Raw genomic sequence first — 25807 nt, forward strand, 5'->3', positions numbered from 1 at the left:
GCGAGGCTGCGGTAACCTGTCAACGTGGTATTCGCCCATGACACCGCCATGGCCCTGCAGGCGGCAGTGACCCTGGTCAACTCCGCGCTCGAGCCGGTCACCCTGACGACCCCCGACGAGCTCGACGAGTTCCTCGCCGACTTCGGCTACACCGGTCGTCACGACGGCGACGAGGCCGAGGTCGAGGCGGTGCGCGAGATCCTGCCGCGGTTGCGCGAGCTGCTCACCAGCGGCCGCGACGAGGCCGCGTCGCTGGTCAACGAGATGCTGTTCCAGGCCAAGGCGCTGCCCCAGCTCTCCCGCCACGACGGCTACGACTGGCACCTCCACGCCGTCGCGCCCGACCGCCCCCTCCCCGACCGCATCATCGTCGAGACCGCGATGGCGATGATCGACGTGATCCGCGCCGACGAGCTGTCCCGCCTCGGCGTGTGCGCCGACCACGACTGCGAGGGACTGGTCCTCGACCTCTCCCGCAACCGGTCGCGGCGCTTCTGCTCCACGGCCTGCGGCAACCGCAACGCGGTCGCGGCCTACCGCGCCCGCCAGGCGTCCTCGACCTGACGCTTCTGTCGACTCGATCGACTCAATCGACTCAATCGACGAAGCGGCGCAGCACCTCGAGGAAGATCGCCGGCTGCTCGGAGTGCACCCAGTGGCCGGCGCCCTTCACGGTGACCCGCCGCACGCGCGGGAAGTAGCCCTCCATCGCCGCCGCGTAGTCCGCGAGCACGTAGCGCGACTCCGCGCCTCCCATCCACAGCACCGGGCCGTCGTACGGCGGCGTGCCTGCCAGGGCCTCAGCGGGCCAGCCGCCGATCCGGTCGATCTCGGCCCGGAGCAGCTCGAGGTTCGGCTGCCAGTGCCAGGCGTCGCCGTCGCGGCGCAGGTTCTGGAGGAGGAAGCCCCGCACCACCGGGTCGGGCACGGCGTCCTGGAGCGCGACGTCGGCCGCACCGCGCTCGGTGAGGGTCGTGAGGTCGATGGCGAGCATCGCGTCGATGTAGCGCACGAACTCCGCGGCGTGCTCGTAGGCCACCGGTGCCACGTCGACGACGCAGAGCCGTTCGACCAGCTCGGGATGACGCAGCGCGAGCACCATCGCGGTCTTGCCGCCCATCGAGTGACCGACCAGCACCACCGGGTCGTCGGGGCTGAGGAGCTCGGCGACCTGGTCGGCTGCATCGAGGTAGTCGAACGACTCGCTCCACGGCGAGCGCCCGTGGTCGGGCATGTCGACCAGGAGCACCCGGTGGTCGGCCGCGAGCGCCTTCGCGTGCTGGGTCCAGTTGCGGCCCTGTCCGAAGAGACCGTGGCAGAAGACGATCCGGCGACCGGCGTGGTCGGCCGAGTCGCCGTACGACGTGGTGTGGAGCGGCACGGGCGCCAGTTTGTCAGGCGCGTCACGGCGACCAACCACCGAACACACCCGCCCAACGCCTGCGCGGTTGGTCCTCATGAGTCAAGATGGAGCCTGAGGTCCCGATCCCGACCCCTGGAGACACCTTGCGATCCACCCTGCTCGTCCGCGCCGCGCTCACGATGGCGGCCGCCCTCCTGCTCGGGGGCACGCTGCTCGCTGCCCCCACCACCGCGGCGGCTCCCGACCGCGCGGCGACCGTCGCCAGCCGGGCACCTGGCTGCGTCCCGCACTGCTGGGTCGCGATCTCGTTCAACCCCGAGACGCTCCGCAGCGGGTGGACCCAGAACGGCAACTGGGGCACCAAGGCGGGCGCCTCCTCCTCGGCCCTCAACCACTGCAAGAACCGCCCGGTCAACGCCGGTCACGCGCGTGCCTGCGTCAAGCCGTCGGCGCGCGGCGCCTACAACCAGAACGGCTGCGTCGCCGTGGCCTGGCGGGTGCGCAACGAGCAGCTCGTCGAGTGGGCGAAGGGCCTGGGCGACGGCCCGAAGTCGGCCATGCGTCACGCTCGGCGTGCGGTCGACGGCCGGGGCGTCATCAACGCCGGATACGCCTGCGCACCGCGCAAGTTCAACTAGGCGGAGCGCTCGTGCGATCCCCCCGTCGCCAGCGTCTCGCCGCCGCCGTGGCCGCGGTCGCCGCGGTGGCGAGCGGGCTGGTGGGTGCCACCTCTGCCCCCGCGACCTCCGCGCCCACGATCTCCGCGCCCGCGAGCGCGAGCCCCGGTCAGCACGACCGCGTCGGCAGCTGCACGACGCCGCGCTGCTTCGGGGCGATCTCGTTCAACAAGCGCACCGGTGTCGCAGGTCTCGCCAACGACAAGGACGGTCGCCCGAAGTCCATCCGTCTCGCGCAGCGCAGCTGTCGGGCGCACTCGGCCGACCAGTCAGGCTTCCCGGGCCAGTGTGTGCCGGCCGGCTCCGTGCAGAACGGCTGCATGGCCGTGGCCTTCCGGGTGGTCGACAACGCGATCGTCGAGTGGACGACCGAGTTCGGCCACACCAAGCACGAGGCCGTCACGGCCGCGCGGGCGTCGGTCGCCGGCCCCGGCGACCGCTACGCGGTCTGGCTCTGCACGACGCGGCACTACGCCTGACGTAGCGCCGCGTCGCGCGGCTCCGGGTCAGCTGTAGTCGTGGAAGCCCTTGCCGGTCTTGCGGCCCAGGGCGCCCTCGGCGACCTTCTGCTCCAGCAGCGCCGCCGGGGCGAGACCGGGCTCCTTGAACTCGGCGAAGAGCTCCTGCTGGATCGCGAGCGAGACGTCGTTGCCGACCACGTCGAGCAGCTGGAACGGGCCCATCGGGAAGCTCGCCTGCTCCTTGATGGCCGCGTCGATCTCGTCCATCGTGGCGGCGCCGGACTCGACGAGCTTCACGGCGTCGTTGAGGTAGGGGAAGAGCAGGCAGTTGACGATGAAGCCGGAGCGGTCGCCGCAGGAGACCGCGACCTTGCCGACGTTCGCACACAGGGCGAGGACCGTCTCGTTGACGTCCGCACCGGTGTCCGCCGTCGTGACGACCTCGACCAGCTTCATGATCGTGGCCGGGTTGAAGAAGTGCATCCCGATGACGGCCTCGGGGCGTGAGGTGACCTCACCGAGCTTGGTGATCGGCATCGACGAGGTGGTCGTCGCGAGGATCGCGCCGGGCTTGCAGATCCGGTCGAGGTCCTTGTAGAGCTCGGTCTTGATCGCGAGGTCCTCGGCGATGGCCTCGACCACGATGTCGGCGTCGGCGAGCGCCTCGCGCTCCGTCGACGCGGTCAGCCGGCCGAGCACGTCGGACTTGGCGTCCTCGGTGATCTTCTCCTTCGCGACCAGCTTCGAGAGGCCCTTGTCGATGGAGGCGATGACGCCGTTGACCTTGTCCTCGCCGCGACCCACGAACACGACGTCGTATCCCGCCTGGGCGAAGACCTGGACGATTCCCGAGGCCATCGTGCCGGTGCCGACGACGCCGACGGTGCGGATCTCGTGGCGGAGCTGGGGGGCGGCGCTCTCGGCGCCCGCGGTCTCCTCGGCGAAAGTGCGGCCCTCGGCGGCGAGCTTCTCGAGCAGCTCCGCGGGCTCGTGCAGGTGGTCACCGGACTCGGCGAAGCGCGCAGCGAGCTGGTCCCGCACGGCCGCGGCGCCGAGCTGGTCGATCGTGGCCAGCGGGCCCTGGGGGTAGCCGCAGCCGAAGCGCATCCCGGCGTCGATGTCGGTGCTGGAGGCGTACGACGCCTCGTACATGCGCACCGCGTGGTTCAGGTACGGCAGCACGAGAGTGCTGAAGATCTGCTCGTTGGTCAGCGTCATAGGGGCAGTGTGACAAAATCCGAACCGTTTCGTACCGGCTGGTAACTATGCGAGACGGGCAGCCGCCGACGCCCGGTCGGGCGGTGAGCGGGGTCACTGTAGGTTGGGCGACCGTGAGACTCGTCGTCGCGCGCTGCCAGGTGGACTATGCCGGCCGGCTGACCGCCCACCTCCCGATGGCCACCCGGGTGCTGATGATCAAGGCGGACGGCTCCGTGCTGGTCCACTCCGATGGCGGCTCCTACAAGCCGCTGAACTGGATGTCGCCGCCGTGCACCGTCCGCGAGGGCACCAACGACGAGGGTGCGGTCGAGTGGACCGTGACGGCGAGGGCCGCCAAGGGGGCCGTCCCCGACACGCTGCGGATCCTCATCGAGGAGGTGCTCCACGACTCCCAGCACGACCTCGGCATCGATCCCGGCCTGCAGAAGGACGGCGTCGAGAAGCACCTCCAGGAGCTGCTGGCCGAGCACCCCGGCACCCTCCTTCCGGGCCTCTCGCTCGTGCGCCGCGAGTACCCCACCGCGATCGGCCCCGTCGACCTGATGTGCCGCGACGCCGACGGCGTGAGCGTGGCCGTCGAGATCAAGCGCCGCGGTGAGATCGACGGCGTGGAGCAGCTGACCCGCTACCTCGAGCTCCTCAACCGCGACCCGTTGCTCGCCCCCGTCCGTGGCATCTTCGCCGCCCAGGAGATCAAGCCCCAGGCCCGCGTGCTGGCCGGCGATCGCGGCATCACCTGCGCCCTCGTCGACTACGACGCCCTGAGGGGCCTGGACGACCCGACCGACCGGCTCTTCTGAACCTCGGCCGTAGTCGGACGGGAGGACTGGTACGCACGTGACTCAGGTGGTTCCTGAGGCGGCGTTCCGGCCCCTTGGAGCCCGATGCTCCCGTGCGACTACGAGCGACCTCACCGACTAACCTCGGGGCATCATGGCAACGATCTTCCACCTCGCGCTCGAGTCGGACTGGGCCGCGGCCCAAAAGGCCGGCGACTACCGGATCTCCACGCTCGGCCGCACGTTGGCCGAGGAGGGGTTCATCCACGCCAGCCGGGGCGACCAGTGGCCGGGGGTGCGCGACCGGTTCTACGGCGGCGTGACCGAGCAGCTGCTGCTCCTCCAGATCGACACCGACCTGGTCGGCGTGCCGATCGTCGAGGAGCCGCCGGTGCCCGGTGCGACCGAGACCTTCCCGCACATCTACGGACCGCTGCCGGTCACGGCGGTGGCGAAGGTGATCCCGCTGGAGCCGGCGCTCTCGACCGCGGCACCTGCGCCCACACCCACACCGGGAGGAGCGCCGGCTGAGGAGTCGGCAGGCCCGGAGGGGTCCTTCGGCCGGTTCTTCCTCTGGGAGATGATCCGCAACATGACGCTGGTCATCCTGATCATGGTCGCCGTGGCGTTGGGCTACGCCCTCAGCACCCCGTTCGGCGACCGGATCGCCCCGCTCGTCGGGATCGTGGTCGGCTTCCTCGTGGGGCTCGCGCTCGCTCGCGCGATCTACGTCCGCCGACGGTCCGACTAGCTCTCCGCGGGACCGACGAGCGCGACGACGTCGTCGGCACAGCCCCAGCTGAGGGTCACGCCGGCCCCGCCGTGGCCGTAGCAGTGCACGACGTCGCCCACCCGCTCCAGCCGGACCGACGGCCTCGCGGGCCGCAGACCGACCCGGTGACCGACGACTCGGGCACCGGCGAGCGCGGGCACGAGCTCCGCGGCGCGCGCGAGGACCGACCGAGCGGCTTCCGGGTCCGGCGTCCGGCTCCACTCGCCGCGGGCCTCGGTGCCACCGACCACGACGTCGTCCGCGCGGGGCACCACGTAGATCGGCTGCCCGTCGAGACCGGCGAGCCACCACCGCTCGAGCCCGAACTGCTGGACGACGACCACCTCACCGCGCACCGGCACCACCGAGGCGTCGCCGGCGAACAGCCGCGCGCCGAGGCCGGTGCAGTTGAGCACCACGTCGGCGCGCCCCTCCCCCGGCTCCGGAAGGACAGACAGGTTGCGGCGCGACATCGTGCCGCCCAGCCCGACCAGACGAGCGGTCAGCCACCGCAGGTAGAGCGGCATCTCGATGACCGGCGCCCGAAAGGTCCAGCCGTCGTCGTACCCCTGAGGCAGGTCGGTGACCCGCTCGAGCGACGGCACCGCCGGGGACCACCACGGGTCGGCGCGCCGCTCTGCGAACACCTCCGTCCCTGGCAGCACGCGCACGCCGGAGGACGGGTCTGCGGCGAGGTCGGCGAACACCTCGTAGGAGCGGGCCGACCATCGGGTCACCCGGTCCTGCGGAAGGGCGAGATAGGGGTACCAGAGAGCGGCGGCCACCGCGGAGGTGGTCTCGAGCGGGAGGTCGCGCGCGACCACGTCGACGCGGTGCCCGGCCTCCGCCAGCCGCACCGCGCAGGTCAGCCCGACCACACCGGCACCGACGACGTGCACGCGTGCCATCGTCGGCTCCCTCGGCCGGTCCCGCTACGCCCCGGCCGCCGAGGGGGCCGTCGGGTCGGTCTCGACGCCGCCCTGCTCGCGGGCGACGTACTCCTCGATGTCGTTGAGGTCGTCCTGGCTGCGGGTGACGATCGTCAGCAGGTCGCTCATTGTGGCGACCTCCTCGACCTGCTCCTTGATGAACCACTGCATGAACTGCTCGGAGGCGAAGTCGCTCTCCTCGCGGGCGATGCGCAGCAGGGCGTTGACCTGCTCGGTGACGCGCCGCTCCTGGTCCAGCGCGAGCTTCACCGGCGCGACGACGTCGGCGAAGTCGGAGACCGGGGCCTCGACGCCGGGGATCGCGACGACCGCGTCGGTGTCGAGGAGGTACTGGATCATCATCATCGCGTGCTCGCGCTCCTCGAGCGCCTGGCCGTAGAAGAACGCCGCGGTCTGCGGCATGGTCAGCGCGTCGTAGTAGACGGCGCACGCGAGGTACTGGTTGTGCGCGGCGAACTCGTTGCCGATCTGCGCGTTGAGCTGATCGGTGAAACGCGTGGCGGCCATGGGCGGCACCTTATCGATCCGTGCCATCAGGCAGCCCTCTGGAGATCCTTCTTCGAAGCCTTCTTGCCGCTCGTCGCGCTGACCACGACGCGCTTCTTGACGGTGTAGCCCTCAGGCAGGGTGCCTTCCTTGAGCATCCGCAGCGGGCAGCGTCCGCACTTCGACTTCGAGGCGCAGCACTCGGTCTTCGGCAGCAGCTTGTGCTTCGCCTTCGACTTCTTGCCCTTGCCCATGCCGACGATCCTAGGGCTAGTAGGTGAGGCTTGCCTATGTTGTGTCCACCACAGGGGCGGCCGCCCGCTGGTCCGGGTCACACGGGGCAGGCCTAGGCTGCCGACGTGATCGAGATCTGGTTGAACCCCGCCTGCTCGAAGTGCCGCACCGCGGTGAGTGAGCTCGACGCCTCCGGCAAGGAGTACGTCGTGCGCCGCTACCTCGACACTCCCCCGACCGTCGCCGAGCTCGAGGACGTGCTGGCCCGCCTCGGCCTGGAGCCGTGGGACATCGCGCGCACCGCCGACGCGGCCGGCCTCGGGGTCGAGCTGCCGGCGAAGGACGAGGACCACCGGCACACCTGGCTGGAGCTGATGAGCGACCACCCGAAGCTCATCCAGCGCCCGATCATCACCGCGAGCGACGGCACGACGGTGGTCGGGCGCGACCCGGAATCGGTCGCGCGGGTCATCGACGCCGGCTAGGCATCACAGCCAGGCGCCGTACTGGGACGGTGAAACTGTCGCCGCCACCTCAGTCCAGCCCGTTGGCCTTCCGGATCACCTGGACGATGCCACCCATGATCTCGGTGAGGCCGTAGTCCTTGGGCGTGTAGACGGCCGCGACGCCCTGCTCGATCAGCCGCTTGCCGTCGGAGTCGGGGATGATGCCGCCGACGATGACCGGCACGTCCTCCATGCCGGCCTCGCGCAGGCCTTCGAGCACGCTCGGCACCAGCTCCATGTGCGAGCCGGACAGGATCGAGAGGCCGACGCAGTGGACGTCCTCGGCGACGGCTGCCGCCACGATCTGCTCCGGGGTGAGCCGGATGCCCTGGTAGATGACCTCGAACCCCGCGTCCCGAGCGCGTACGGCGACCTGCTCGGCGCCGTTGGAGTGGCCGTCGAGCCCGGGCTTGCCCACGAGGAGACGCAGGCGTCCGCCCGAGTGGCCGGCGAGCTCCTCGCCGGTCGTGCGGACAGCCTCGCGGACGGCGGTCAGCTCGGCACCGGCCTCGGCCACGCCGACGGCGCCCGAGACGCCGGTCGGCGCACGGAACTCGCCGAAGACCTCGCGGAGCGTGCCGGCCCACTCCCCCGTGGTGGCGCCCGCGCGGGCGGCGGCCAGGGTGGCGGTCATCAGGTTCACACCGCTCTTGGCGTCGTCGGCGAGCCGGGCGAGCGCCTCGGCGACCTCGGCCTCGTCGCGCTGCTCCTTCCAGGCCGCGACCGACGCGAGCGCGGACTTCTCCGCCTCGGGGTCGGCGGCCATGATCGCGGAGTCGAGGTCGGCCGTGAGCGGGCTCTGCTCGGTCGTCTCGAACTTGTTGACGCCGACGATGACCTCCTCACCGGCCTCGATCCGCCCGCGCCGCGCCGCGTGGGCGGAGACCAGCTCCTGCTTCATGTAGCCGGAGTCGACGGCCGCGATCGCGCCGCCCATCGCCTGCACGCGGTCGATCTCGGCCTTGGCGCCCTCGACGAGCTCGGCGACCTTGGCCTCGATGACGTGCGAGCCGTCGAAGATGTCGTCGTACTCCAGGAGGTCGGACTCGAAGGCCAGGACCTGCTGCAGCCGCAGCGACCACTGCTGGTCCCACGGGCGCGGGAGGCCGAGCGCCTCGTTCCAGGCCGGCAGCTGCACGGCGCGGGCGCGGGCGTTCTTCGACAGTGTCACGCCGAGCATCTCGAGCACGATCCGCTGCACGTTGTTCTCGGGCTGCGCCTCGGTCAGCCCGAGCGAGTTGACCTGGACGCCGTAGCGGAACCGGCGCATCTTCGGGTCCTGGACGCCGTAGCGCTCGCGGGTGATCTCGTCCCAGAGCTGGTTGAAGGCGCGCATCTTGCACGTCTCCTCGACGAACCGCACGCCGGCGTTGACGAAGAACGAGATCCGGCCGACGACCTTCTCGAAATCTGCCTCGTCGACCTGCCCGGAGTTCTTCACCTGGTCGAGCACCGCGATCGCGGTGCACAGGGCGTAGGCGAGCTCCTGCGTCGGCGTCGCGCCGGCCTCCTGCAGGTGGTAGCTGCAGATGTTGATCGGGTTCCACTTCGGGATCTGGTGGACCGTGTAGGCGATCATGTCGGCGATGAGCCGCAGCGAGTGCTCCGGCGGGAAGACGTAGGTCCCCCGCGAGAGGTACTCCTTGATGATGTCGTTCTGGGTGGTACCGGCCAGCTGCGCGGCGACCTCCTCGGGCGACAGGTCGGGGTTCTGCTCCTCGGCCACGACCTGGTACATCGCCAGAAGCCACATCGCGGTGGCGTTGATCGTCATCGAGGTGTTCATCTCGGTGAGCGGGATGTCGGTGAAGAGCTTGCGCATCTCGCCGAGGTGCGGCACCGGCACGCCGACCTTGCCGACCTCACCGCGCGCGAGCGGGCTGTCGGGGTCGTAGCCGGTCTGCGTGGGCAGGTCGAAGGCGACCGACAGTCCGGTCTGGCCCTTGGCCAGGTTGGTGCGGTACAGCGCGTTGGAGGCCTCCGCCGTCGAGTGGCCGGCGTAGGTGCGCATCACCCACGGGCGGTCCTTCTGGGGGGCGGTGCTGGCGGCTTCGCTCATAGCGCGAAGCCTAGACGTCCGGCTACCCCGCGGTAACACCCTGGAATGTGGGGTTTCCGACACCGGTCAGGCGGGGATCGGCTCCCGCTCGATCTCGAAGAAGCGGACCAGGTGGCTCAGGTGCAGCATCCGGCGCACGGCCGGGCAGGTGCCCCGCAGCACGAGCCGCTGCCCGTCGCGCAGCGCGAACCGGCTGGCCACTGCGAGGACCTTCAGCGCGGTGAGGTCGATCGTGTCGACGTCGGTGAGGTCGAGGGTGATGGTGCCCTCGGCGTTGCTGCGCAGGTGGTCGTAGAGCGCGTTGCGGACCTGTCCGGTGCTGCGCACGTCGAAGTCGCCGCTCAGCACGAGGATCGGACCGTCGGTGACGATGTCCATTCCTGCCCCTTCCCCGGCGTCGCTCCCGACACGCTGTTGTCTGTCTCTACCCACCATGACGCGCGACATGCCGAATCGGTTGCATGCGGGCGCCGGAACGCCCGGGTGTGTCGTCGGTCACACGCTCTCCGGCCGTAGGCTCGGCCGCATGGTCAACCTCACGCGCATCTACACCCGCACCGGCGACGCAGGCGAGACGCGCCTGGGCGACATGAGCGTGACCTCGAAGCTCGACCGGCGGCTCCAGGCCTACGCCGACGTCGACGAGGCCAACGCGCACCTCGGCGTGGCGGTCGCGACCGGCGGGCTGGAGGACGACGTGGTCGCCGTGCTCGTGCACGTGCAGAACGACCTCTTCGACGTCGGCGCCGACCTGTGCAACCCGGTGAGCGCCGACCCGGCGTACCCGCCGCTGCGCATCGAGCAGGCCTACATCGACCGGCTCGAGCAGTGGTGCGACCACTACAACGAGATGGTGCCGAAGCTGCGCTCGTTCATCCTCAGCGGCGGCACGGCCGCGGCCGCCCACCTCCACGTGGCGCGCACGGTCGTACGGCGGGCCGAGCGCTCGGCGTGGGCGGCCCACGCCGAGCACGGCGAGACCATGAACAAGCTCGCCATCACCTACCTCAACCGGCTCAGCGACCTCGTGTTCATCCTCGCCCGGGTGGCCAACCGTGCCGACGGCGACGTGCTCTGGGTGCCGGGCGGCGAGCGCGGCGAGTGACGCCGCTGCGGCGGTGGGTCGCCGTCCTCGTGGCCTGCGCGGCGGGCTCGCTCGTCACCGGCTGTGACGACTCCGCACCGGGACCGCCGCCCAGCTCGGCACCCGCAACGGATCGGCAGGTCCACGAACGGCCCGACAAGCCGGCGGACCCACAGCCGAGCGCTCCCCCGCTGACCCGCACCTTCACCGCTCCGCGCACGGCCGCCGAGCTGGCCGCCCGGCTGGTCACCGACGAGGACCTCGCGCGCGCCCCAGGCACGGCCGGCGACCTCCGCGACGCGGCCGCGTTCGAGGCGCAGCTCCTCTACCGCCAGCTCGCCCGCACGCCGACGTGGGAGCACCGGGTCCGCCTGCTGGTGCCGGGCCGCTACCGCGCCGACCTCGCCGACCACCTCACCGCCCGCCGGTCCCTGCGCAGCGTGCTGACCACGCTGTCCGACGAGGTCCCCGCCTGGGAGATCCTCGAGCCGGCGCCGACGGCGGACCTGCGACGGTTCTACCGCGAGGGCGAGCGGCGCTACGGCGTCGCCTGGGAGGTGCTCGCCGCCGTCAACCTCGTCGAGTCCGGCTTCGGCAAGATCCGCGGGCTCTCGACGGCCGGCGCGCAGGGGCCGATGCAGTTCATCCCCTCGACCTGGGCGGCGTACGGCGACGGCGACGTCGACGACCCCCACGACGCGATCCTCGGGGCCGCGCACTACCTCGCCGCCAACGGCGGCGGCACGGGCGCGCTCGCGGGGCCGGACGTCGCGGGCGCCCTGCTCCGCTACAACAACGCGCAGGGCTACGTCGACGGCATCCTCGCCTACGCGGCGATCCTCCACCGCGACCCGCGGGCGCTCGGCGAGCTGGTCCGCTGGCAGATCGTCTACCTCTCGACGATCGGGGACCTCTGGCTTCCGATCGGCTACCGGTCGACCACGCCCGTCCCGGTGGCGACCTACGTGCGGCAGCACCCGGAGCGCCTCCTCGGCACGCGCACGGACTAGAAGCCGTACCGCTCGCGGAGCTCGCCCAGCCACGCGGTGACGACCCCGGTGCCCCACGCCTCCGACGACGCGAGCGCCGCGTCGGCGTACGACGTGGCCTCCTCGGTGCGGCCCATGGCCGAGGCCGCGAGCGCGAGGTAGGCGTCGACCGGCGCCATCACGATCGCCACCCCGACTGCGCACGGGCGACCCGACAGGGGCAGCAGCTGGGCGTGGGCGCTCGCGGCGAGATCGGCGTCGCCGAGGTACGCGGCGAGCTCGGCAGCGTGCGCCCACACCAGGGCCGAGAGGTTGGCCTCCTCCTCGGGGGGCGGGCCGTGCTCGGCGTACGCCTGCCGCGCGCCCTCCTCGTCGCCGGCACGCCACCGGCAGACCGCGACCGCGGTCCCGAAGGGAGCGCCCATCTCGAGGAACAGCCCGAGCGGGGCCAGCGCGTCGGCCGGCCGCCCGCTCCAGTACGCGATCGCGAAACGGCAGATCTCGATCGTCTCCTCGACCGACCCGTGGTCGAGGTCCTCCGCGAGCTCGGCCACGTGCGCGAGCCCGCGCTCGCAGTCGTCCCACCGGCCGGCCAGCGCCGCCCAGGGGATCTCGAGCCCGGTCAGCACCAGGTCGCCGTACGCGATCCGGAGCCGCCGGGCGTCGGCCAGCGTCTCCGCCACCTGCGCCCACATGTCCTCGACCCGCCCCAGCTCGCCCAGCGCTCCGGCGCGCAGCGTGCCGCAGACGACCCCGGCCCGCTCGTCGCCGAGCTCGCGCGCGATCCCGAGCGCCTCGGTGATGTGGTCGAGCCGGTCCGGCGCGGTCGACGGCAGCCACTCCATGTGGGCGACCTGGTGGGCCGCCATCACGAGCGCGGGGGCGTCGAGGCGGCGCGCCATCGCGAGGGCGTCGCCGGACCACCGAGTCGCCTCCTCGTCGTGGTCGGCCTCGATCGCCAGCGCGAGCATCACCCGGCAGCGCAGCTCGCTGTCGCCCGACGGCAGCTGGGCGAGGCTGTCGTGGAGCGCGCCGAGGACGACATCGTTGGTCCGGCCCGGCGGTGCCGAGCGCCACAGCACACCCGTGGAGACCGTCACCGCCGCCCGTGCCAGCGCCTCCGCGTCGCCGATCTCCCGCGCAGCGGCGACCGCCCGCTCGGCCGCCTGGACGAGGTCGCCCTGACGGCCGGCCCAACGGTGCGCCTCGGCGAGGTCCATGAGCACGGCCAGCCGGTCGGTCGCCGAGGCGATCGCGTCGTCCTCCATGCTCTGCAGCGCGCCGTCGAGGAGCGCGGCCGCCTCGTCGTGGTCGTGCAGCCTGCGCGCCATCGCGGCGGCGGCGACGGCCGAGCGCCAGGCGCGGCCGGCGTACGACGGCCCGGCCTCCCGCCAGTGCCGGGCCTCCTCGCTCTCGCGGCCGGGTGCCTGGGCGAAGGCCTCGGCGATCCGGGCGTGCACCCGCGCGGTACGGCTCGCGCCGATGCCTTCGCGCAGCCGGTCGCGCACGAGCGCGTGCGTGAACAGGTAGTGGTCGACGCCGTGCTCACGGACCAGGCCGGCGGCCTGCGCGGGCTCGACCACGTCGAGCGCGTCGTCCTCGTCGATCCGGGCGGCGGCCGCCAACGTCGAGAGGTCGAACCGGCGCCCGATCACGGCCGCGAACCGCAGGGCGGACACGGTGTCGTCGGGCAGTCGGGTCAGGCGCCGGTCGATGACGTCCCCGACCGCGGCCGGCAGCTGTCCGCCGGCGAGGTCGACGCCGCCGCCGCGCTCTGCGGCCAGCCGGGACAGCTCGACGAGGAAGAACGGGTTGCCGTCGGTGCGCTGCACGAGCAGGTCGGCGCTGCCCCCCGCCATCGCCTGACCGGTGACGGCCTCGTAGATCGCCCCGGCCGCCCGCTCGGGCAGGCCGCCCAGGTCCAGGCGCAGCGCGTGGGCGCGGGCGAACGACTCCGCCGCGTCGGCCAGCGGTCCGGTCGGGGGCGGGTGCGCGCGCCACGCCCCGACCACCAGCAGCCGCTCGTCGGTCGCCGACTCGACGAGCATCCGGAGCACGCGCAGCGTCGGCGGGTCCGCCCAGTGCAGGTCGTCCATCAGCAGGGCCACGGGCCGCTCCCGCGCCGCCTCCAGCACGGCCGAGGTGATGAGCTGCCAGGCACGGAACCGACCGCCCTCGTCGGTGCCCGCCTGACCCACGAGATCGACGAGGTCGACGCCGATCCCCGCCAGCACCGCGCGCCACGGCCACAGGGGCGGCGCGCCCTCGTCCTGGGAGCAGCGCCCGTGCAGCACCACGACGTTGCGGCGTCGCGCCTGCAGCAGCATCTCGCCGGCCAGCCGCGACTTGCCGATGCCGGGCTCGCCCGTGAGCACGGCGTACGACGGCCGGCCCGACTCCGCGGCGCCCAACGCGCTCATCAGACCCGCCAGCTCCGCGTCCCGGCCGACCATGGGCCAGGGGGCGATCTGCGCTCCGGCGAGGTGTCGTTCGGGCGCCCGCTCCGGGGGCGGGTCGGCCGGGAGCACGGCAGGTGCGGGCGCCGTACGCTCCCCTGCCGGAGGCACCCAGGAGAGCGTCTCGTCCTGGCGCAGCAGCGCGGTCTGCAGGTCCCGCACCGCCGCCGACGGCTCCAGCCCGAGCTCCTCGTCGAGCACCGTCCGCAGGGTGGCCAGCACCTCCAGGGCGTCGGCCTGACGCCCGCTGCGGAACAGCGCCACCGCGCGCAGCTCCCACAGCCGCTCGCGCAACGGGTGCGCGCCCGTGAGCGCCTCGAGCTCGGCGGCGGTGGTCGCGTGGTCGCCGAGTGCGAGGGCGGCGAGGGCCCGGTCCTCCGCGGCCACCAGCCGCAGCTCCTCCAGGCGGGTGCGCTCGGCGATCGCGTTGTCGGAGTCGCCCAGGTCGGCGTACGGCGTCCCTCGCCACCACCCCAACGCCTCGTCGAGCCGGGCGCGCTCGGCTTCGAGCGTCGCCGTCTCCAGCGGGGCGGTCCCCCAGGCGCCGGCCAGCGGCTGCAGGGTGCGGTGCGCGACGGCGACGGCCTGCTCGAAGCGATGCGCGTCCACCTGGTCGTCGGGCACGCGCAGCGCGTAGCCCGGGGCGGCCGTGACCAGCACGGTCGCCGGCGTGCGCGGCGCGCGGTCGGGCTCGAGCGCGCGGCGCAGTCCTGAGACGTAGCTCTGCAGCGTGCCGGCGACGCCCGGCGGCGCCGTGTCGCCCCAGAGCGCGTCGACGATCGCGTCGACCGAGACCGGCCAGCCGTGGGCGAGCGCGAGGACGGCCACCAGCGCACGCTGCTTGGGCGTCCCGAGATCGACAGGCTGCCCGTCCCGTCGGACCTCGACTGCACCGAGGACGGACACCTGCACGAGCCGAAGCATAGGGACCCCGGACGCCGCGTTCACCCGCTTTGCGCCCAACCGGGCTCAAGTGCCCCCAAGTCGGCCCCAACTGCGCCCCAAGCGGCCTGGGGGATCTTCTTCCTCGTCAACACAGATCCCCAGACGCCCGACCAGGAGCACCCCTCATGACCATCGAGACCGACCGCCCGTTCACCACCGCCCCCACCGCGCCCGTCACCCTCCCCTCCGACACCGTCGCCGCCGGCCACGCCCTCCGCGGCCTGCTGGGCGGCCGGGTCTACCTCCCCGGCGACGAGCGGTACGACGCCGTGCGGCTGCCCTGGAACGTCGCCGTCGACCAGCGGCCCGCCGCCATCGCCCTGCCGCGCTCGGCGAGCGAGGTCGCCACCGTCGTCCGCGTCGCCGCCGAGTCCGGCCTGCGCGTCGCGCCCCAGAGCACCGGCCACAACGCCCGCCCGCTCGCCGAGCAGGGCCTCGACGACGTCGTCATCGTGCGGACGTCGGAGATGAACGCCGTCGTCACCGACCCCGTCCGCGGCACCATCCGCGTCGAGGGCGGCGCGATCTGGGAGCCGGCCGTCCTCGCCGCGTCGGCCCACGGCAAGGCCGTCCTGCACGGCTCCTCCCCCGACGTCGGCATCGCCGGCTACTCCCTCGGCGGCGGCATCGGGTGGTACGCCCGCAAGCTCGGCCTCGCCGCCAACAGCCTCACCGCCGTCGAGCTCGTCATCGCCGACGGCACCCTGGTGCGCGCCGACGCGCAGCAGAACGCCGAGCTCTTCTGGGCCCTGCGCGGCGGTGGCGGCAGCTTCGGCGTCGTGACCGCGCTCGAGTTCAAGATGTACGACATCCAGAGCGCGTACGCCGGCTTCATGATGTGGGACCTGGCCGATGTCGAGCCGGTCCTGCGCGAGTGGGCGGCGTGGGCGCCCGGTGCGCCCGACGAGGTCACCACGTCCTTCCGCGTGCTGCGCTTCCCGCCGATCCCCGACGTCCCGCCGTTCCTCGCCGGCCGCCAGGTCGCGATGATCGACGGCGCCGTGCTGGGCTCCGACGAGCACGGCGCGCAGCTCCTCGCCGGGCTGCGTGCGCTGAAGCCCGAGCTCGACACCTTCACCCGGATGCCGGCCCGGGCGCTCGACCGCCTGCACATGGACCCCGAGGGCGGCGCCCCCGCCGTCTCCGACAGCAGCATGCTGGCGGGGCTGCCCGACGCCGCGATCGACGCGTGGCTGGCCGAGGTCGGCCCTGACGCGACGACCTCGCTCAACCTGGTCGAGCTGCGCCAGCTCGGCGGTGCGCTCGGCCGTCCGCACGAGGGCGGGGGCGTGCTGGGTCAGCTCGACGGCGCGTTCGCCACGCTCAACCTGGCCATGGCGCCGGTCCCGGAGATGGGCATCCAGGGTCACGCGGACGCGGTCCGCGTGACGCGGGCGCTGGCGCCGTACTCCAGCGGAGCGCAGTACCTCAACTTCGCCGAGAACCCCACCGACACCAGGGCCGGCTTCCGGGCCGAGGCCTGGCGCCAGCTGGTCGGCATCCGCAGCGCGGTCGACCCCCACGGCGTCCTCCTCGCCAACCACCGCGTGCCGCGTCTCTACGAGGACGGCCGCGCGACCGCCTGAGGACTCCTTCCGGGAGTGACCCGGGCCGCCTGTGGAGGGCGGCCCGGGTTGTCCGCCGTGCGTGCCACGATGGACGCGCCGTGGACGTACTCGCCTCTCTCACCGACGACTTCCTCGAGGAGCACTTCGCTCCCGAGACGATCGAGCGCGCCCGGGGCTACCTCGAGCGCATCGACGGCCCGCCGACGCTCCAGCAGCTCAGCGCGGGCTCCGTCACCGCGACCGCCTACGTGCAGGGGTCGGCGCCGATGCCCTACCACGTGCAGCTGCACTGCGAGGTGGGCAGACCGAGCGGTCGCAGCCGCGCCCGCACCAGCGGGTGGGTGTTCAGCCTCTGCACCTGCCCGGTGCGCAACATGTGCAAGCACGGAGCCGCCGTGGCGCTCGCGATCCGCACCGGCCACCAGGAGGGCCCACGGGTGCCGGAGTGGGAGCGTCAGCTCGGGTCGCTGGTCGACGACCTCGGCCGCACCGCCGACCGGGAGACCGAGCAGGTGCCGGTCGCCCTGCAGTTCAGCCTCGACGAGCGCCGCATCCGCTCCTACCGCGACGACGGTCCGTCGATCGGCATCAGGCCCTTGCGCCCCGGCGCGAAGCAGGCGTGGATCCGCTCGGGAGCCGACTGGTCCCAGGTGCCGGGTCTGGTCCAGGCGCGCAGCCTGCTGCCTGACCAGGCCGACGCCATCGGGGCGCTCCAGTCGGCACTGGTCCGCCACCAGGGCTACCACGCCACGGGCACCGTGCCGTCGCTCGCCCAGTTCGGCCCTCACCTCCTCCGCCTGCTGCGCGCGGCGGAGGCGGCCGGCGTGGAGTTCGTCGCGGTCGCACCGCTGCGGTCGGTGGTCGTGCGGGAGAAGCCCGTGGGCCTCCTGGCCGAGGTGACCAACGACGGCGAGGTCGCACGGCTCACGCTCGGCGTCGACGTCGACGGCGAGCTGTGGCGCGGCGAACGGGTCCGCCTGGTCGGCAGCGGCCGGGTCGTCGCCCTGCTCGACGACGGCGACGTCCACATCGGTGAGCTCGACCGCGACGTGCCCGCCGTCGCCCGCCGGCTGGTCGAGGACGGCCCGATGGAGGTGCCCGTCGCCCACCTCGACGCCTTCCGCGAGCGACTCGCCGGCCTCCTGCGACACGTGACGGTCCGCTCGCCCGACGGCTCCGTCGACGTACCAGCCCCGGTCCGGCCGGTCCTCCACGTGACGGTGGAGTGGCGCAGCTCGACGGTCGCCGACCTCGCCTGGGCGTGGGCGTACGGCGACCAACACCGCTGCGGCCTCGACGACCGCGCCACCCTCGACGGACTGCGCGACCGGGTCGCGGAGGCGGCCGTGCGCGCGACGGTCCCTGCCGCGCTGCTCGGCCGGCGCACCGTCCGCGACGGCGACGCGCTGTCCCTGGCGATCCACGACCTGCCCCACCTGCGCGAGCTCCCTGACGTCGAGGTCGTCGAGGTGCAGCGGCCCGACTTCCGGGAGGCCACCTCGGCCCCGGAGATCAGCTTCGACGTGGTGGAGCCCGTCGAGGGCGACCGTCCCACGGACTGGCTCGACCTCGAGGTGACCGTCAACGTCGAGGGCGAGCGGATCCCGCTCCCGGACGTGATCGCCGCGCTCACCCTCGGCCACGAGTTCCTGGTGCTGCCGAGCGGGCTGTTCATCGCGACCGACCGGCCGGAGTTCGATCGCTTGCGCGAGGTCGTCGCAGCGGCCGCCGAGCTGCGGGAGCGCGACGGCGACCGGATCGGTGTCGGCACCCACGACCTCGGTCTCTGGGCGCAGCTGGCCGAGACCGGCATCGTCGACGCCCAGGCCGCGGCCTGGGTGGAGCGCGCGCAGGCGCTGCGCGACCTCACCGAGATCCCGCGTCCGGAGCCGGTCGGGCTGACCGCCGACCTCCGCTCCTACCAGCGCGAGGGCTTCTGGTGGCTGGCCTTCCTGTGGGAGCACGGCCTCGGCGGCATCCTCGCCGACGACATGGGCCTCGGGAAGACCCTCCAGGTGCTCGCGCTCGTCCACCACGCACGCGACCGCCGGCCCGACGACGGGCCCTTCCTCGTGGTCGCGCCGACCAGCGTCGTCACCGCCTGGGCCCACGAGGCCGCCCGGCACGCGCCCGGGTTGCGCGTCGGCATCTGCGGCCGCCGCACCGACGACGTCGCCGCGATCGCCGCCGAGAGCGACATCGTCGTCACGACCTACACGGTCCTCCGGCTCGCCCATGCTCGCTACGCGTCGGTGCGCTGGGGCGGCCTGATCCTCGACGAGGCGCAGCAGGTCAAGAACCACCAGAGCAAGACCTACGGAGCCGTCCGCACGATCGCCGCGCCGTTCAAGCTCGCAGTCACCGGCACCCCGTTCGAGAACCGGCTCATGGAGCTGTGGGCGCTGCTGTCGATCACGGTGCCCGGCCTCTACCCGTGGCCCCGGCAGTTCAGCGAGCGCGTCGCGCGCCCGATCGAGCGGACCGGCGACACCCAGGTGCGCGACCGGTTCCGCGCACGCGTCCGCCCCTTCCTCCTGCGACGCACCAAGGAGCTGGTCGCCGCCGACCTGCCGCCGAAGCAGGAGCAGGTGCTCGACGTCGTGCTCCAGCCCAAGCACCGCAAGATCTACGACACCCACCTGGCCAAGGAGCGGCAGCGGATCCTGGGCCTCGTCGAGGAGTTCGACCGCAACCGCATCGCGATCTTCAGCGCGCTGACCAAGCTCCGCCAGCTCGCCCTCGACCCCGCCCTCGTCGATCCGGCGCACGACGCTGTCGGGTCGGCCAAGCTCGACCTGCTCGCCGAGCACCTGCAGGAGATCACCGCCGAGGGACACCGCGCGCTCGTCTTCAGCCAGTTCACCTCGTTCCTGACGCGGGTGCGCGACCGGCTCGAGGCCGAGGGCATCGCGACGACGTACCTCGACGGCGCGACCCGCGACCGCGCGCGAGTCATCGACGACTTCCGCTCCGGCGACGCGCCGGTCTTCCTCATCTCGCTCAAGGCCGGAGGCGTCGGCCTCACCCTCACCGAGGCCGACTACGTCTTCGTCCTCGACCCCTGGTGGAACCCCGCCGCCGAGGCCCAGGCCGTCGACCGCGCCCACCGCATCGGTCAGACCGCCCACGTCCACGTCTACCGCCTGGTCGCCACCGACACCATCGAGGAGAAGGTGATGGAGCTCAAGGCCCGCAAGGCCGAGCTCTTCGCCCAGGTCATCGACGGCGACGGTGCGATGACCCAGGGCATCGACGCCGACGACATCCGCGGCCTGTTCGACTGAGCTCGGGCTGCTCGACGACCGGGTAGCCGGCTGCGCGCCGGGTAACGCACCTGCATGCCGTCGTACAGCGAGAAGGGCAAGTCCTACAAGCGGGACATGGACTACATCCCCGACCGGATCACCCGCGAGTCCGGGAAGTCCCAGGACAGCTACGACGGGCACGATCTGGACGTCCCGACGTGGCCCGTGCAGCCTGGCCGCTACCGCCTCGTCGCTGCGCGCGCCTGCCCGTGGGCCAACCGCGCGATCATCGTGCGGGAGCTGCTGGGGCTGAAGGACGTGATCTCGATGGGCCTGGCCGGGCCGACGCACGACGAGCGCAGCTGGTCCTTCGACCTCGATCCGGACGGCGTCGACCCGGTGCTCGGCTACGAGCGGCTCCAGCAGGCGTACCTGGCGCGCTTCCCCGACTACGACAAGGGCATCACCGTGCCCGCCATGGTCGACGTCCCGTCCGGCGAGGTCGTCACGAACGAGTTCCCGGCGATCACCCACGACCTCTTCTTCGAGTGGCGCGACCACCACCGTGACGACGCGCCCGACCTCTGGCCGGAGGACTGCCGGGAGGAGATGGAGGAGGTGATGGCGCGGGTCTTCACCGAGGTCAACAACGGTGTCTACCGGTGCGGATTCGCCGGCTCGCAGGAGGCGTACGACGACGCCTACACCCGTCTCTTCACGGCCCTCGACTGGCTGGAGGACCGCCTGGCCGACCGCCGCTACCTGATGGGCGAGCGGATCACCGAGGCCGACGTACGCCTCTTCACCACGTTGGCTCGCTTCGACGCCGTCTACCACGGGCACTTCAAGTGCAACCGCAACAAGCTGACCGAGATGCCGGCGCTGTGGGGCTATGCGCGCGACCTGTTCCAGACATCGGGCTTCGGCGAGACGATCGACTTCGACCAGATCAAGCGGCACTACTACGTGGTGCACGAGGACATCAACCCGACCGGGATCGTCCCGGACGGCCCCGACCCGGCCGGATGGCACACGCCGCATGGCCGCGAGCGACTCTGACTACCGCACGTTCCAGTCGGCCCCGGGCGGCTTGGCCTCCAGCCAGGCCTGGAAACCGGTGAGGGACGCCAGGCTCATGGCGAGCTCGACGTCCCCGGTCGGTGACGCGCAACGGATGACCACGTGGTCGGGGTAGAGCGAGGCCTGCTCGGCGCCGACCGGCTCACGCCGGCCGTCGTAGGTGAGCTGCTCGCGGGCCCAGACCCGCTTCGGCCGCGGCCACAGCGTGAAGATCCGGAACCACTCCAGACGCTCGCCGGAGTAGCGCCCCATCCCGAGCACCCAGCCTCGGCCGGCGGACTCCGCGCTCAGCCGGTGGCTGAGCTCGAACGTGCCGCCGTGGCGAGCCAGGATCCGACGCCGGAGCACCAACCCCAGGCCGTAGGCCAGCAGGAGGAGCAGCACGACACCCGATCCATCGAGCAGCCACTCCCACCATGCCATCGACGTGTTTGCGCCCTACGCCTGGTGGACCTTCTCGGCGGCGCGGAGTCGCGCCTCCGCGTGCCTGATCCGGGCCTCGGCCTCGTCGTTCACGCCGATCTGCAAGCGTGCCTCCTCGAGGTCGGCCTGGGCCTGGTCGATGTGGATCTCGTCGCCGAGCTCGATGTGCTCGGAGAGGATCGAGACCCGGTCGTTGGCCACCGAGATGACGCCGGCATCGACCGCGCCGATGACGACGTCGTCGGTGTCGGCGACCTGGATCTCGATCACCGCCTCCGTCAGCAGCGAGAGCACCGGCGTGTGACCGCGCAGCACGCCGAGGTCGCCCTCGACGGTGCGCGCGATCACCATCGCGGCCTCACCGGACCACACGGTCCGGTCGGCGGCGACGAGCTCGACGTGCAGTGCGTCAGCCATGTCAGAGGTTCTTCTGGATCTCGGCCCACTTGGCCTCGACGTCCTCGAGGCCACCGCACATGAAGAACGCCTGCTCGGCGACGTGGTCGTACTCACCGTCGGCGATCTTGTTGAACGCCTCGATGGTCTCCGACACCGGGACGGTCGAGCCCTCGATGCCGGTGAACTGCTTGGCCACGTAGGTGTTCTGCGACAGGAAGCGCTGGATCCGGCGAGCGCGGCTGACGATGATGCGGTCCTCCTCGGACAGCTCGTCGACGCCGAGGATCGCGATGATGTCCTGCAGCTCCTTGTTGCGCTGCAGGATCTGCTTGATGCGGATCGCGCAGTCGTAGTGAGCCTGACCGATGTACTGCGGGTCGAGGATCCGCGAGGTCGAGGTCAGCGGGTCCACCGCGGGGTAGATACCGAGCGACGCGATCTCGCGGGAGAGCTCGGTGGTCGCGTCGAGGTGGGCGAAGGTCGTCGCCGGAGCCGGGTCGGTGTAGTCGTCGGCCGGCACGTAGATCGCCTGCATCGAGGTGATCGAGTGACCACGCGTCGAGGTGATCCGCTCCTGGAGCGTGCCCATCTCGTCGGCGAGGTTGGGCTGGTAGCCCACCGCCGACGGCATCCGGCCGAGCAGGGTCGAGACCTCGGAACCGGCCTGCGTGAAGCGGAAGATGTTGTCGACGAAGAGCAGCACGTCCTGGTTCTGCACGTCGCGGAAGTACTCCGCCATCGTCAGGGCGGACAGGGCGACCCGCAGACGCGTGCCCGGCGGCTCGTCCATCTGGCCGAACACCAGGGCGACCTTGTCGAACACCCCGGCCTCCTGCATCTCCTCGATGAGGTCGTTGCCCTCACGGGTGCGCTCACCGACACCGGCGAACACCGACACACCGTCGTGGTCCTTCGCAACACGCGCGATCATCTCCTGGATGAGCACGGTCTTGCCGACGCCGGCACCACCGAAGAGGCCGATCTTGCCGCCGAGGACGTACGGCGTCAGCAGGTCGATGACCTTGATGCCGGTCTCGAACATGGTGGTCTTGGACTCGAGCTGGTCGAAGGCCGGCGCCTTGCGGTGGATGCCCCAGCGCTCGTTGACCTCGAACTGCTCGCCCTCCTTGAGGTTGAGCACGTCGCCGGTGGCGTTGAACACCTTGCCGAGGGTGACGTCGCCGACGGGCACCGAGATCGGGCCGCCGGTGTCGGTCACCTGCGCGCCACGGACCAGGCCGTCGGTCGGCTTCAGCGAGATCGCGCGGACCAGGCCGTCACCGATGTGCTGGGCGACCTCGAGCGGCAGCGTCGTGGTCTCGCCGGCGAGGGTCACCTCGACCTCGAGCTTGTTGTAGATGTCGGGCATCGCGTCGGCCGGGAACTCGATGTCGACGACCGGGCCGATGACCCGCGCGATCCGGCCGGTGGTGCCAGCCTGGGTGGTCTCTTCAGCGGTTGCAGTCATGGTGTTCTCTTCCAAAGTCCGGGTCTGTGTGCTTGGTCGGTCGGGGGATCAGTCGTTCGCAGCGGCCTGCGCGTCGGCGAGGGCGTTGACGCCACCGACGATCTCGCTGATCTCCTGGGTGATGCCCGCCTGACGGGCCTGGTTGGCGATCCGGGTGAACTTCTTGATCAGCTCGTCGGCGTTGTCCGTCGCCGACTTCATCGCCTTCTGCCGTGCAGCCAGCTCCGAGGCGGCCGCCTGGAGGAGGCTGTAGAAGATCCGGCTCTGGACGTACTGCGGCAGCAGCCCGTCGAGGACCTCCTCGGCGGAGGGCTCGAACTCGTAGAGCGGCAGCAGGTCGCCCTCGTCGGGCGTCTCCTCCCCCTCGACGACCTCCAGCGGCAGCAGCCGCACCGCGGTGGGCTCCTGCACCAGCATCGAGCGGAAGCGGGTGTAGACGATGTGGACCTCGTCCACGTCGCCCTCCTCGCCCTGCTCCTTGAGGAACGCCTCGATCAGCGCCCGGCCGATCTCCGCGGCGACGTCGTAGGACGGCTGGTCGGAGAAGCCGGTCCACGAGTCGACGAAGTCCCGCGAGCGGAACTTGAAGTACGCCTCCGCCTTGCGGCCGGCCAGGAAGAAGTCGACCTCCTTGCCCTCGTCGTGGAGCCGCTCGGTGAGCCGCTCCACCTCCTTGAGCACGCTCGAGGAGTAGGCGCCGGCGAGTCCGCGGTCGCTCGTGATCACGAGCACCGCCGCCCGCTTGGGCTCCTCCTCCTCACGGGTGAGCGGGTGGTCGACGTTGGAGTACGTCGCCACCGCCGACACCGCACGAGTGAGCTCGCGGGCATAGGGAGCGGCCTGCTGAGCGCGCTGCTGCGCCTTGATGATCCGGGACGCAGCAATGAGCTCCATGGCGCGCGTGATCTTCTTCATCGACTCCGTCGACTTGATCCGCGCGCGGTACTCACGCAGCGATACGGCCATGCTCAGCCTCGCTTCTGCTTGACGATCGTCTCCTGCTCGAGCTCGTCGTCCTCCATCGCGTCGGCCTCGGCCTCGTGGCCGACCTTGATGCCGCCGCCCTCGGAGGTCTCGAACTGCTCGAGGAAGGAGTCGTAGGCCGCGGCCACGCCGTCCTCGTCCTCGAACTTCTGCGACTCGCGGATCGCCGCGAGCAGGCCGTCGTGCGAACGACGCAGGTAGTCGATGAACTCGTGCTCGAAGCGCAGCACGTCGTCGGTCGGGACCTCGTCGAGGCGACCGCTGGTGCCGAGCCACAGGGACACGGTCATCTCGGCGAGCGGGTAGGGGCTGTAGGCCGGCTGCTTCAGCAGGGCCATCAGCCGCTGACCGCGGGCCAGCTGCTGCTTCGACGCGGCGTCGAGGTCGGAGGCGAACATCGCGAAGGCCTCCATGGCGCGGTACTGCGCCAGGTCGACCTTGAGCGAGCCGGTGACGGTCTTCATCGCCTTCGTCATGGCCGCACCACCCACGCGCGACACCGAGATGCCGACGTCGATCGCGGGCCGCTGGTTGGCGGCGAAGAGGTCGGACTGCAGGAAGATCTGACCATCGGTGATCGAGATGACGTTGGTCGGGATGTAGGCCGACACGTCGTTGGCCTTCGTCTCGATGATCGGCAGGCCGGTCATCGAGCCCGCACCGAGGTCGTCGGAGAGCTTCGCGCAGCGCTCCAGCAGCCGGGAGTGCAGGTAGAAGACGTCACCCGGGTAGGCCTCGCGGCCCGGCGGGCGACGCAGCAGCAGCGACACGGCGCGGTAGGCCTCGGCCTGCTTGGTCAGGTCGTCGAACACGATGAGGACGTGCTTGCCGTCGTACATCCAGTGCTGGCCGATGGCCGAGCCGGTGTAGGGCGCGAGGTACTTGAAGCCCGCGCTGTCGGACGCCGGCGAGGCGACGATCGTGGTGTACTCCAGCGCGCCGGCCTCCTCGAGGGCACCCCGCACGGAGGCGATGGTGGAGCCCTTCTGACCGATGGCGACGTAGATGCAGCGCACCTGCTTCTCCGGGTCACCGGAGTCCCAGTTCTGCTTCTGGTTGATGATCGTGTCGATCGCGACCGTGGTCTTGCCGGTCGCGCGGTCGCCGATGATCAGCTGGCGCTGGCCACGGCCGATCGGGGTCATCGCGTCGATCGCCTTGATGCCGGTGGCGAGCGGCTCGTGCACCGACTTGCGCGCCATCACGCCGGGAGCCTGGAGCTCCAGGATGCGGCGGCCCTCGGCCTCGATGTCGCCGAGACCGTCGATCGGGTTGCCGAGCGGGTCGATCACGCGGCCCATGAACTTGTCACCGACCGGGACGGACAGCACCTCGCCGGTACGGCGGACGGGCTGACCCTCCTCGATGCCGGCGAAGTCACCGAGGATGACGACACCGATCTCGCGCTCGTCGAGGTTGAGGGCCAGGCCGCGGGTGCCGTCCTCGAACTCGAGCAGCTCGTTGGCCATCGCCGACGGCAAACCGCTCACGCGGGCGATGCCATCACCGGCGGAGGCGACCGTGCCGACCTCTTCCTTGCTCGCCGCGTCGGGCTGGAAGTCCGCGACGTACTTGGCGAGGGCGTCGCGGATCTCGTCCGGCCGGATGGAGAGTTCCGTCATCTCAGGTGCCTTCTCTCTTCTTGCTCAAAATCTCGG

General features: G+C 71.7%; 24 protein-coding genes. 11 read left to right on the forward strand and 13 right to left on the reverse strand.

From position 1 onward, the window contains the following. Window positions 1-24 precede the first annotated feature (24 nt). A complete protein-coding gene (locus ACAX67_RS20450) occupies window positions 25-564 on the forward strand; it encodes a CGNR zinc finger domain-containing protein (RefSeq protein ID WP_370705745.1) in 540 nt (179 codons plus the stop codon). A 31-nt stretch (window positions 565-595) separates the two neighbouring features. Here ACAX67_RS20450 and ACAX67_RS20455 read toward each other — a convergent pair whose 3' ends face one another. Continuing rightward, window positions 596-1381: an alpha/beta fold hydrolase gene (locus ACAX67_RS20455; protein WP_370705746.1), complete on the reverse strand. Its 786-nt coding sequence runs from the start codon at window positions 1379-1381 to the stop codon at window positions 596-598. An 86-nt stretch (window positions 1382-1467) separates the two neighbouring features. Here ACAX67_RS20455 and ACAX67_RS20460 point away from each other — a divergent pair, with 86 nt between their 5' ends. Both ACAX67_RS20460 and ACAX67_RS20465 read left to right on the forward strand, forming a co-directional pair. Then, window positions 1468-2001: a hypothetical protein gene (locus ACAX67_RS20460; protein ID WP_370705747.1), complete on the forward strand. Its 534-nt coding sequence runs from the start codon at window positions 1468-1470 to the stop codon at window positions 1999-2001. An 11-nt stretch (window positions 2002-2012) separates the two neighbouring features. Further along, the gene (locus tag ACAX67_RS20465; RefSeq protein WP_370705748.1) at window positions 2013-2519 is read left to right on the forward strand and encodes a DUF4189 domain-containing protein; all 507 of its coding nucleotides are present in this window, start codon (window positions 2013-2015) and stop codon (window positions 2517-2519) included. A gap of 27 nt (window positions 2520-2546) precedes the next feature. On the opposite strand, the gene ACAX67_RS20470 is transcribed toward ACAX67_RS20465, so the two are convergent. Then, window positions 2547-3719 carry a 3-hydroxyacyl-CoA dehydrogenase family protein gene (locus ACAX67_RS20470; RefSeq protein ID WP_370705749.1) on the reverse strand — a complete coding sequence of 391 codons (1173 nt, stop codon included), beginning with the start codon at window positions 3717-3719 and terminating at the stop codon, window positions 2547-2549. 47 nt (window positions 3720-3766) lie between these two features. Here ACAX67_RS20470 and nucS point away from each other — a divergent pair, with 47 nt between their 5' ends. Then, window positions 3767-4522: an endonuclease NucS gene (gene nucS, locus ACAX67_RS20475; RefSeq protein ID WP_527891046.1), complete on the forward strand. Its 756-nt coding sequence runs from the start codon at window positions 3767-3769 to the stop codon at window positions 4520-4522. Window positions 4523-4655: 133 nt separating this feature from the next. After that, window positions 4656-5252 carry a DUF952 domain-containing protein gene (locus tag ACAX67_RS20480; RefSeq protein WP_370705751.1) on the forward strand — a complete coding sequence of 199 codons (597 nt, stop codon included), beginning with the start codon at window positions 4656-4658 and terminating at the stop codon, window positions 5250-5252. Here the strand turns inward: ACAX67_RS20480 and ACAX67_RS20485 are convergent. Genes ACAX67_RS20485 through ACAX67_RS20495 form a run of 3 tightly spaced genes read right to left on the reverse strand, consistent with a single transcriptional unit; the run spans window position 5249 to window position 6963 of the window. Beyond that, entirely contained in the window at window positions 5249-6181 is a 933-nt protein-coding gene (locus tag ACAX67_RS20485; RefSeq protein ID WP_370705752.1) for an FAD-dependent oxidoreductase, read from the reverse strand. The two genes, ACAX67_RS20480 and ACAX67_RS20485, sit on opposite strands and share 4 nt — an antisense overlap. Before the next feature lie 24 nt (window positions 6182-6205). Beyond that, on the reverse strand, window positions 6206-6730 hold the full coding sequence (locus ACAX67_RS20490) for a ferritin (protein ID WP_370705753.1): 525 nt from the start codon (window positions 6728-6730) through the stop codon (window positions 6206-6208). 26 nt (window positions 6731-6756) lie between these two features. Then, the gene (locus tag ACAX67_RS20495; protein WP_370705754.1) at window positions 6757-6963 is read right to left on the reverse strand and encodes a hypothetical protein; all 207 of its coding nucleotides are present in this window, start codon (window positions 6961-6963) and stop codon (window positions 6757-6759) included. A 105-nt stretch (window positions 6964-7068) separates the two neighbouring features. Here ACAX67_RS20495 and ACAX67_RS20500 point away from each other — a divergent pair, with 105 nt between their 5' ends. Further along, window positions 7069-7428, forward strand: a complete 360-nt coding sequence (locus ACAX67_RS20500) for an ArsC/Spx/MgsR family protein (protein ID WP_370705755.1) — start codon at window positions 7069-7071, stop codon at window positions 7426-7428. 49 nt (window positions 7429-7477) lie between these two features. On the opposite strand, the gene ACAX67_RS20505 is transcribed toward ACAX67_RS20500, so the two are convergent. Together ACAX67_RS20505 and ACAX67_RS20510 are read right to left on the reverse strand one after the other, a co-directional pair. Further along, window positions 7478-9508, reverse strand: a complete 2031-nt coding sequence (locus ACAX67_RS20505) for an ethylmalonyl-CoA mutase (protein ID WP_370705756.1) — start codon at window positions 9506-9508, stop codon at window positions 7478-7480. 66 nt (window positions 9509-9574) lie between these two features. After that, window positions 9575-9886 (reverse strand): STAS domain-containing protein, encoded by a 312-nt coding sequence (locus ACAX67_RS20510; RefSeq protein WP_370705757.1) that lies wholly within the window; start codon window positions 9884-9886, stop codon window positions 9575-9577. A gap of 148 nt (window positions 9887-10034) precedes the next feature. On the opposite strand from ACAX67_RS20510, the gene ACAX67_RS20515 reads away from it, so the two are divergent. Further along, entirely contained in the window at window positions 10035-10613 is a 579-nt protein-coding gene (locus tag ACAX67_RS20515) for a cob(I)yrinic acid a,c-diamide adenosyltransferase (RefSeq protein ID WP_370705758.1), read from the forward strand. Then, entirely contained in the window at window positions 10610-11602 is a 993-nt protein-coding gene (locus ACAX67_RS20520) for a lytic transglycosylase domain-containing protein (RefSeq protein WP_370705759.1), read from the forward strand. Before ACAX67_RS20515 ends, ACAX67_RS20520 begins: the two co-directional genes overlap by 4 nt. Here ACAX67_RS20520 and ACAX67_RS20525 read toward each other — a convergent pair. Next, window positions 11599-14949, reverse strand: a complete 3351-nt coding sequence (locus ACAX67_RS20525; RefSeq protein WP_370705760.1) for an ATP-binding protein — start codon at window positions 14947-14949, stop codon at window positions 11599-11601. The genes ACAX67_RS20520 and ACAX67_RS20525 overlap by 4 nt on opposite strands. A 158-nt stretch (window positions 14950-15107) precedes the next feature. Between ACAX67_RS20525 and ACAX67_RS20530 the strand changes: the two genes are divergently transcribed. The 3 genes from ACAX67_RS20530 to ACAX67_RS20540 all read left to right on the forward strand — a co-directional run bounded on the left by ACAX67_RS20530 (window position 15108) and on the right by ACAX67_RS20540 (window position 20854). Further along, window positions 15108-16568: an FAD-binding oxidoreductase gene (locus tag ACAX67_RS20530; RefSeq protein WP_370705761.1), complete on the forward strand. Its 1461-nt coding sequence runs from the start codon at window positions 15108-15110 to the stop codon at window positions 16566-16568. 80 nt (window positions 16569-16648) lie between these two features. Further along, complete coding sequence (locus tag ACAX67_RS20535) at window positions 16649-19834, forward strand: DEAD/DEAH box helicase (protein ID WP_370705762.1); 3186 nt, start codon at window positions 16649-16651, stop codon at window positions 19832-19834. 54 nt (window positions 19835-19888) lie between these two features. Next, window positions 19889-20854: a glutathione S-transferase family protein gene (locus tag ACAX67_RS20540; protein ID WP_370705763.1), complete on the forward strand. Its 966-nt coding sequence runs from the start codon at window positions 19889-19891 to the stop codon at window positions 20852-20854. Here the strand turns inward: ACAX67_RS20540 and ACAX67_RS20545 are convergent, their stop codons facing one another. Genes ACAX67_RS20545 through atpA form a run of 5 tightly spaced genes read right to left on the reverse strand, consistent with a single transcriptional unit; the run spans window position 20855 to window position 25771 of the window. After that, window positions 20855-21298 (reverse strand): DUF2550 domain-containing protein, encoded by a 444-nt coding sequence (locus tag ACAX67_RS20545; protein WP_370705764.1) that lies wholly within the window; start codon window positions 21296-21298, stop codon window positions 20855-20857. 15 nt (window positions 21299-21313) lie between these two features. Then, window positions 21314-21715: a F0F1 ATP synthase subunit epsilon gene (locus ACAX67_RS20550; protein ID WP_370705765.1), complete on the reverse strand. Its 402-nt coding sequence runs from the start codon at window positions 21713-21715 to the stop codon at window positions 21314-21316. Window position 21716: 1 nt separating this feature from the next. Beyond that, a complete protein-coding gene (gene atpD, locus ACAX67_RS20555; RefSeq protein ID WP_370705766.1) occupies window positions 21717-23180 on the reverse strand; it encodes a F0F1 ATP synthase subunit beta in 1464 nt (487 codons plus the stop codon). 33 nt (window positions 23181-23213) lie between these two features. After that, window positions 23214-24131: a F0F1 ATP synthase subunit gamma gene (locus tag ACAX67_RS20560; RefSeq protein WP_370705767.1), complete on the reverse strand. Its 918-nt coding sequence runs from the start codon at window positions 24129-24131 to the stop codon at window positions 23214-23216. 2 nt (window positions 24132-24133) lie between these two features. Continuing rightward, window positions 24134-25771 carry a F0F1 ATP synthase subunit alpha gene (gene atpA / locus ACAX67_RS20565; protein WP_370705768.1) on the reverse strand — a complete coding sequence of 546 codons (1638 nt, stop codon included), beginning with the start codon at window positions 25769-25771 and terminating at the stop codon, window positions 24134-24136. Window positions 25772-25807: the final 36 nt, after the last annotated feature.

The sequence above is a fragment of the Nocardioides candidus genome (assembly GCF_041321175.1).
GTDB lineage: Bacteria > Actinomycetota > Actinomycetes > Propionibacteriales > Nocardioidaceae > Nocardioides.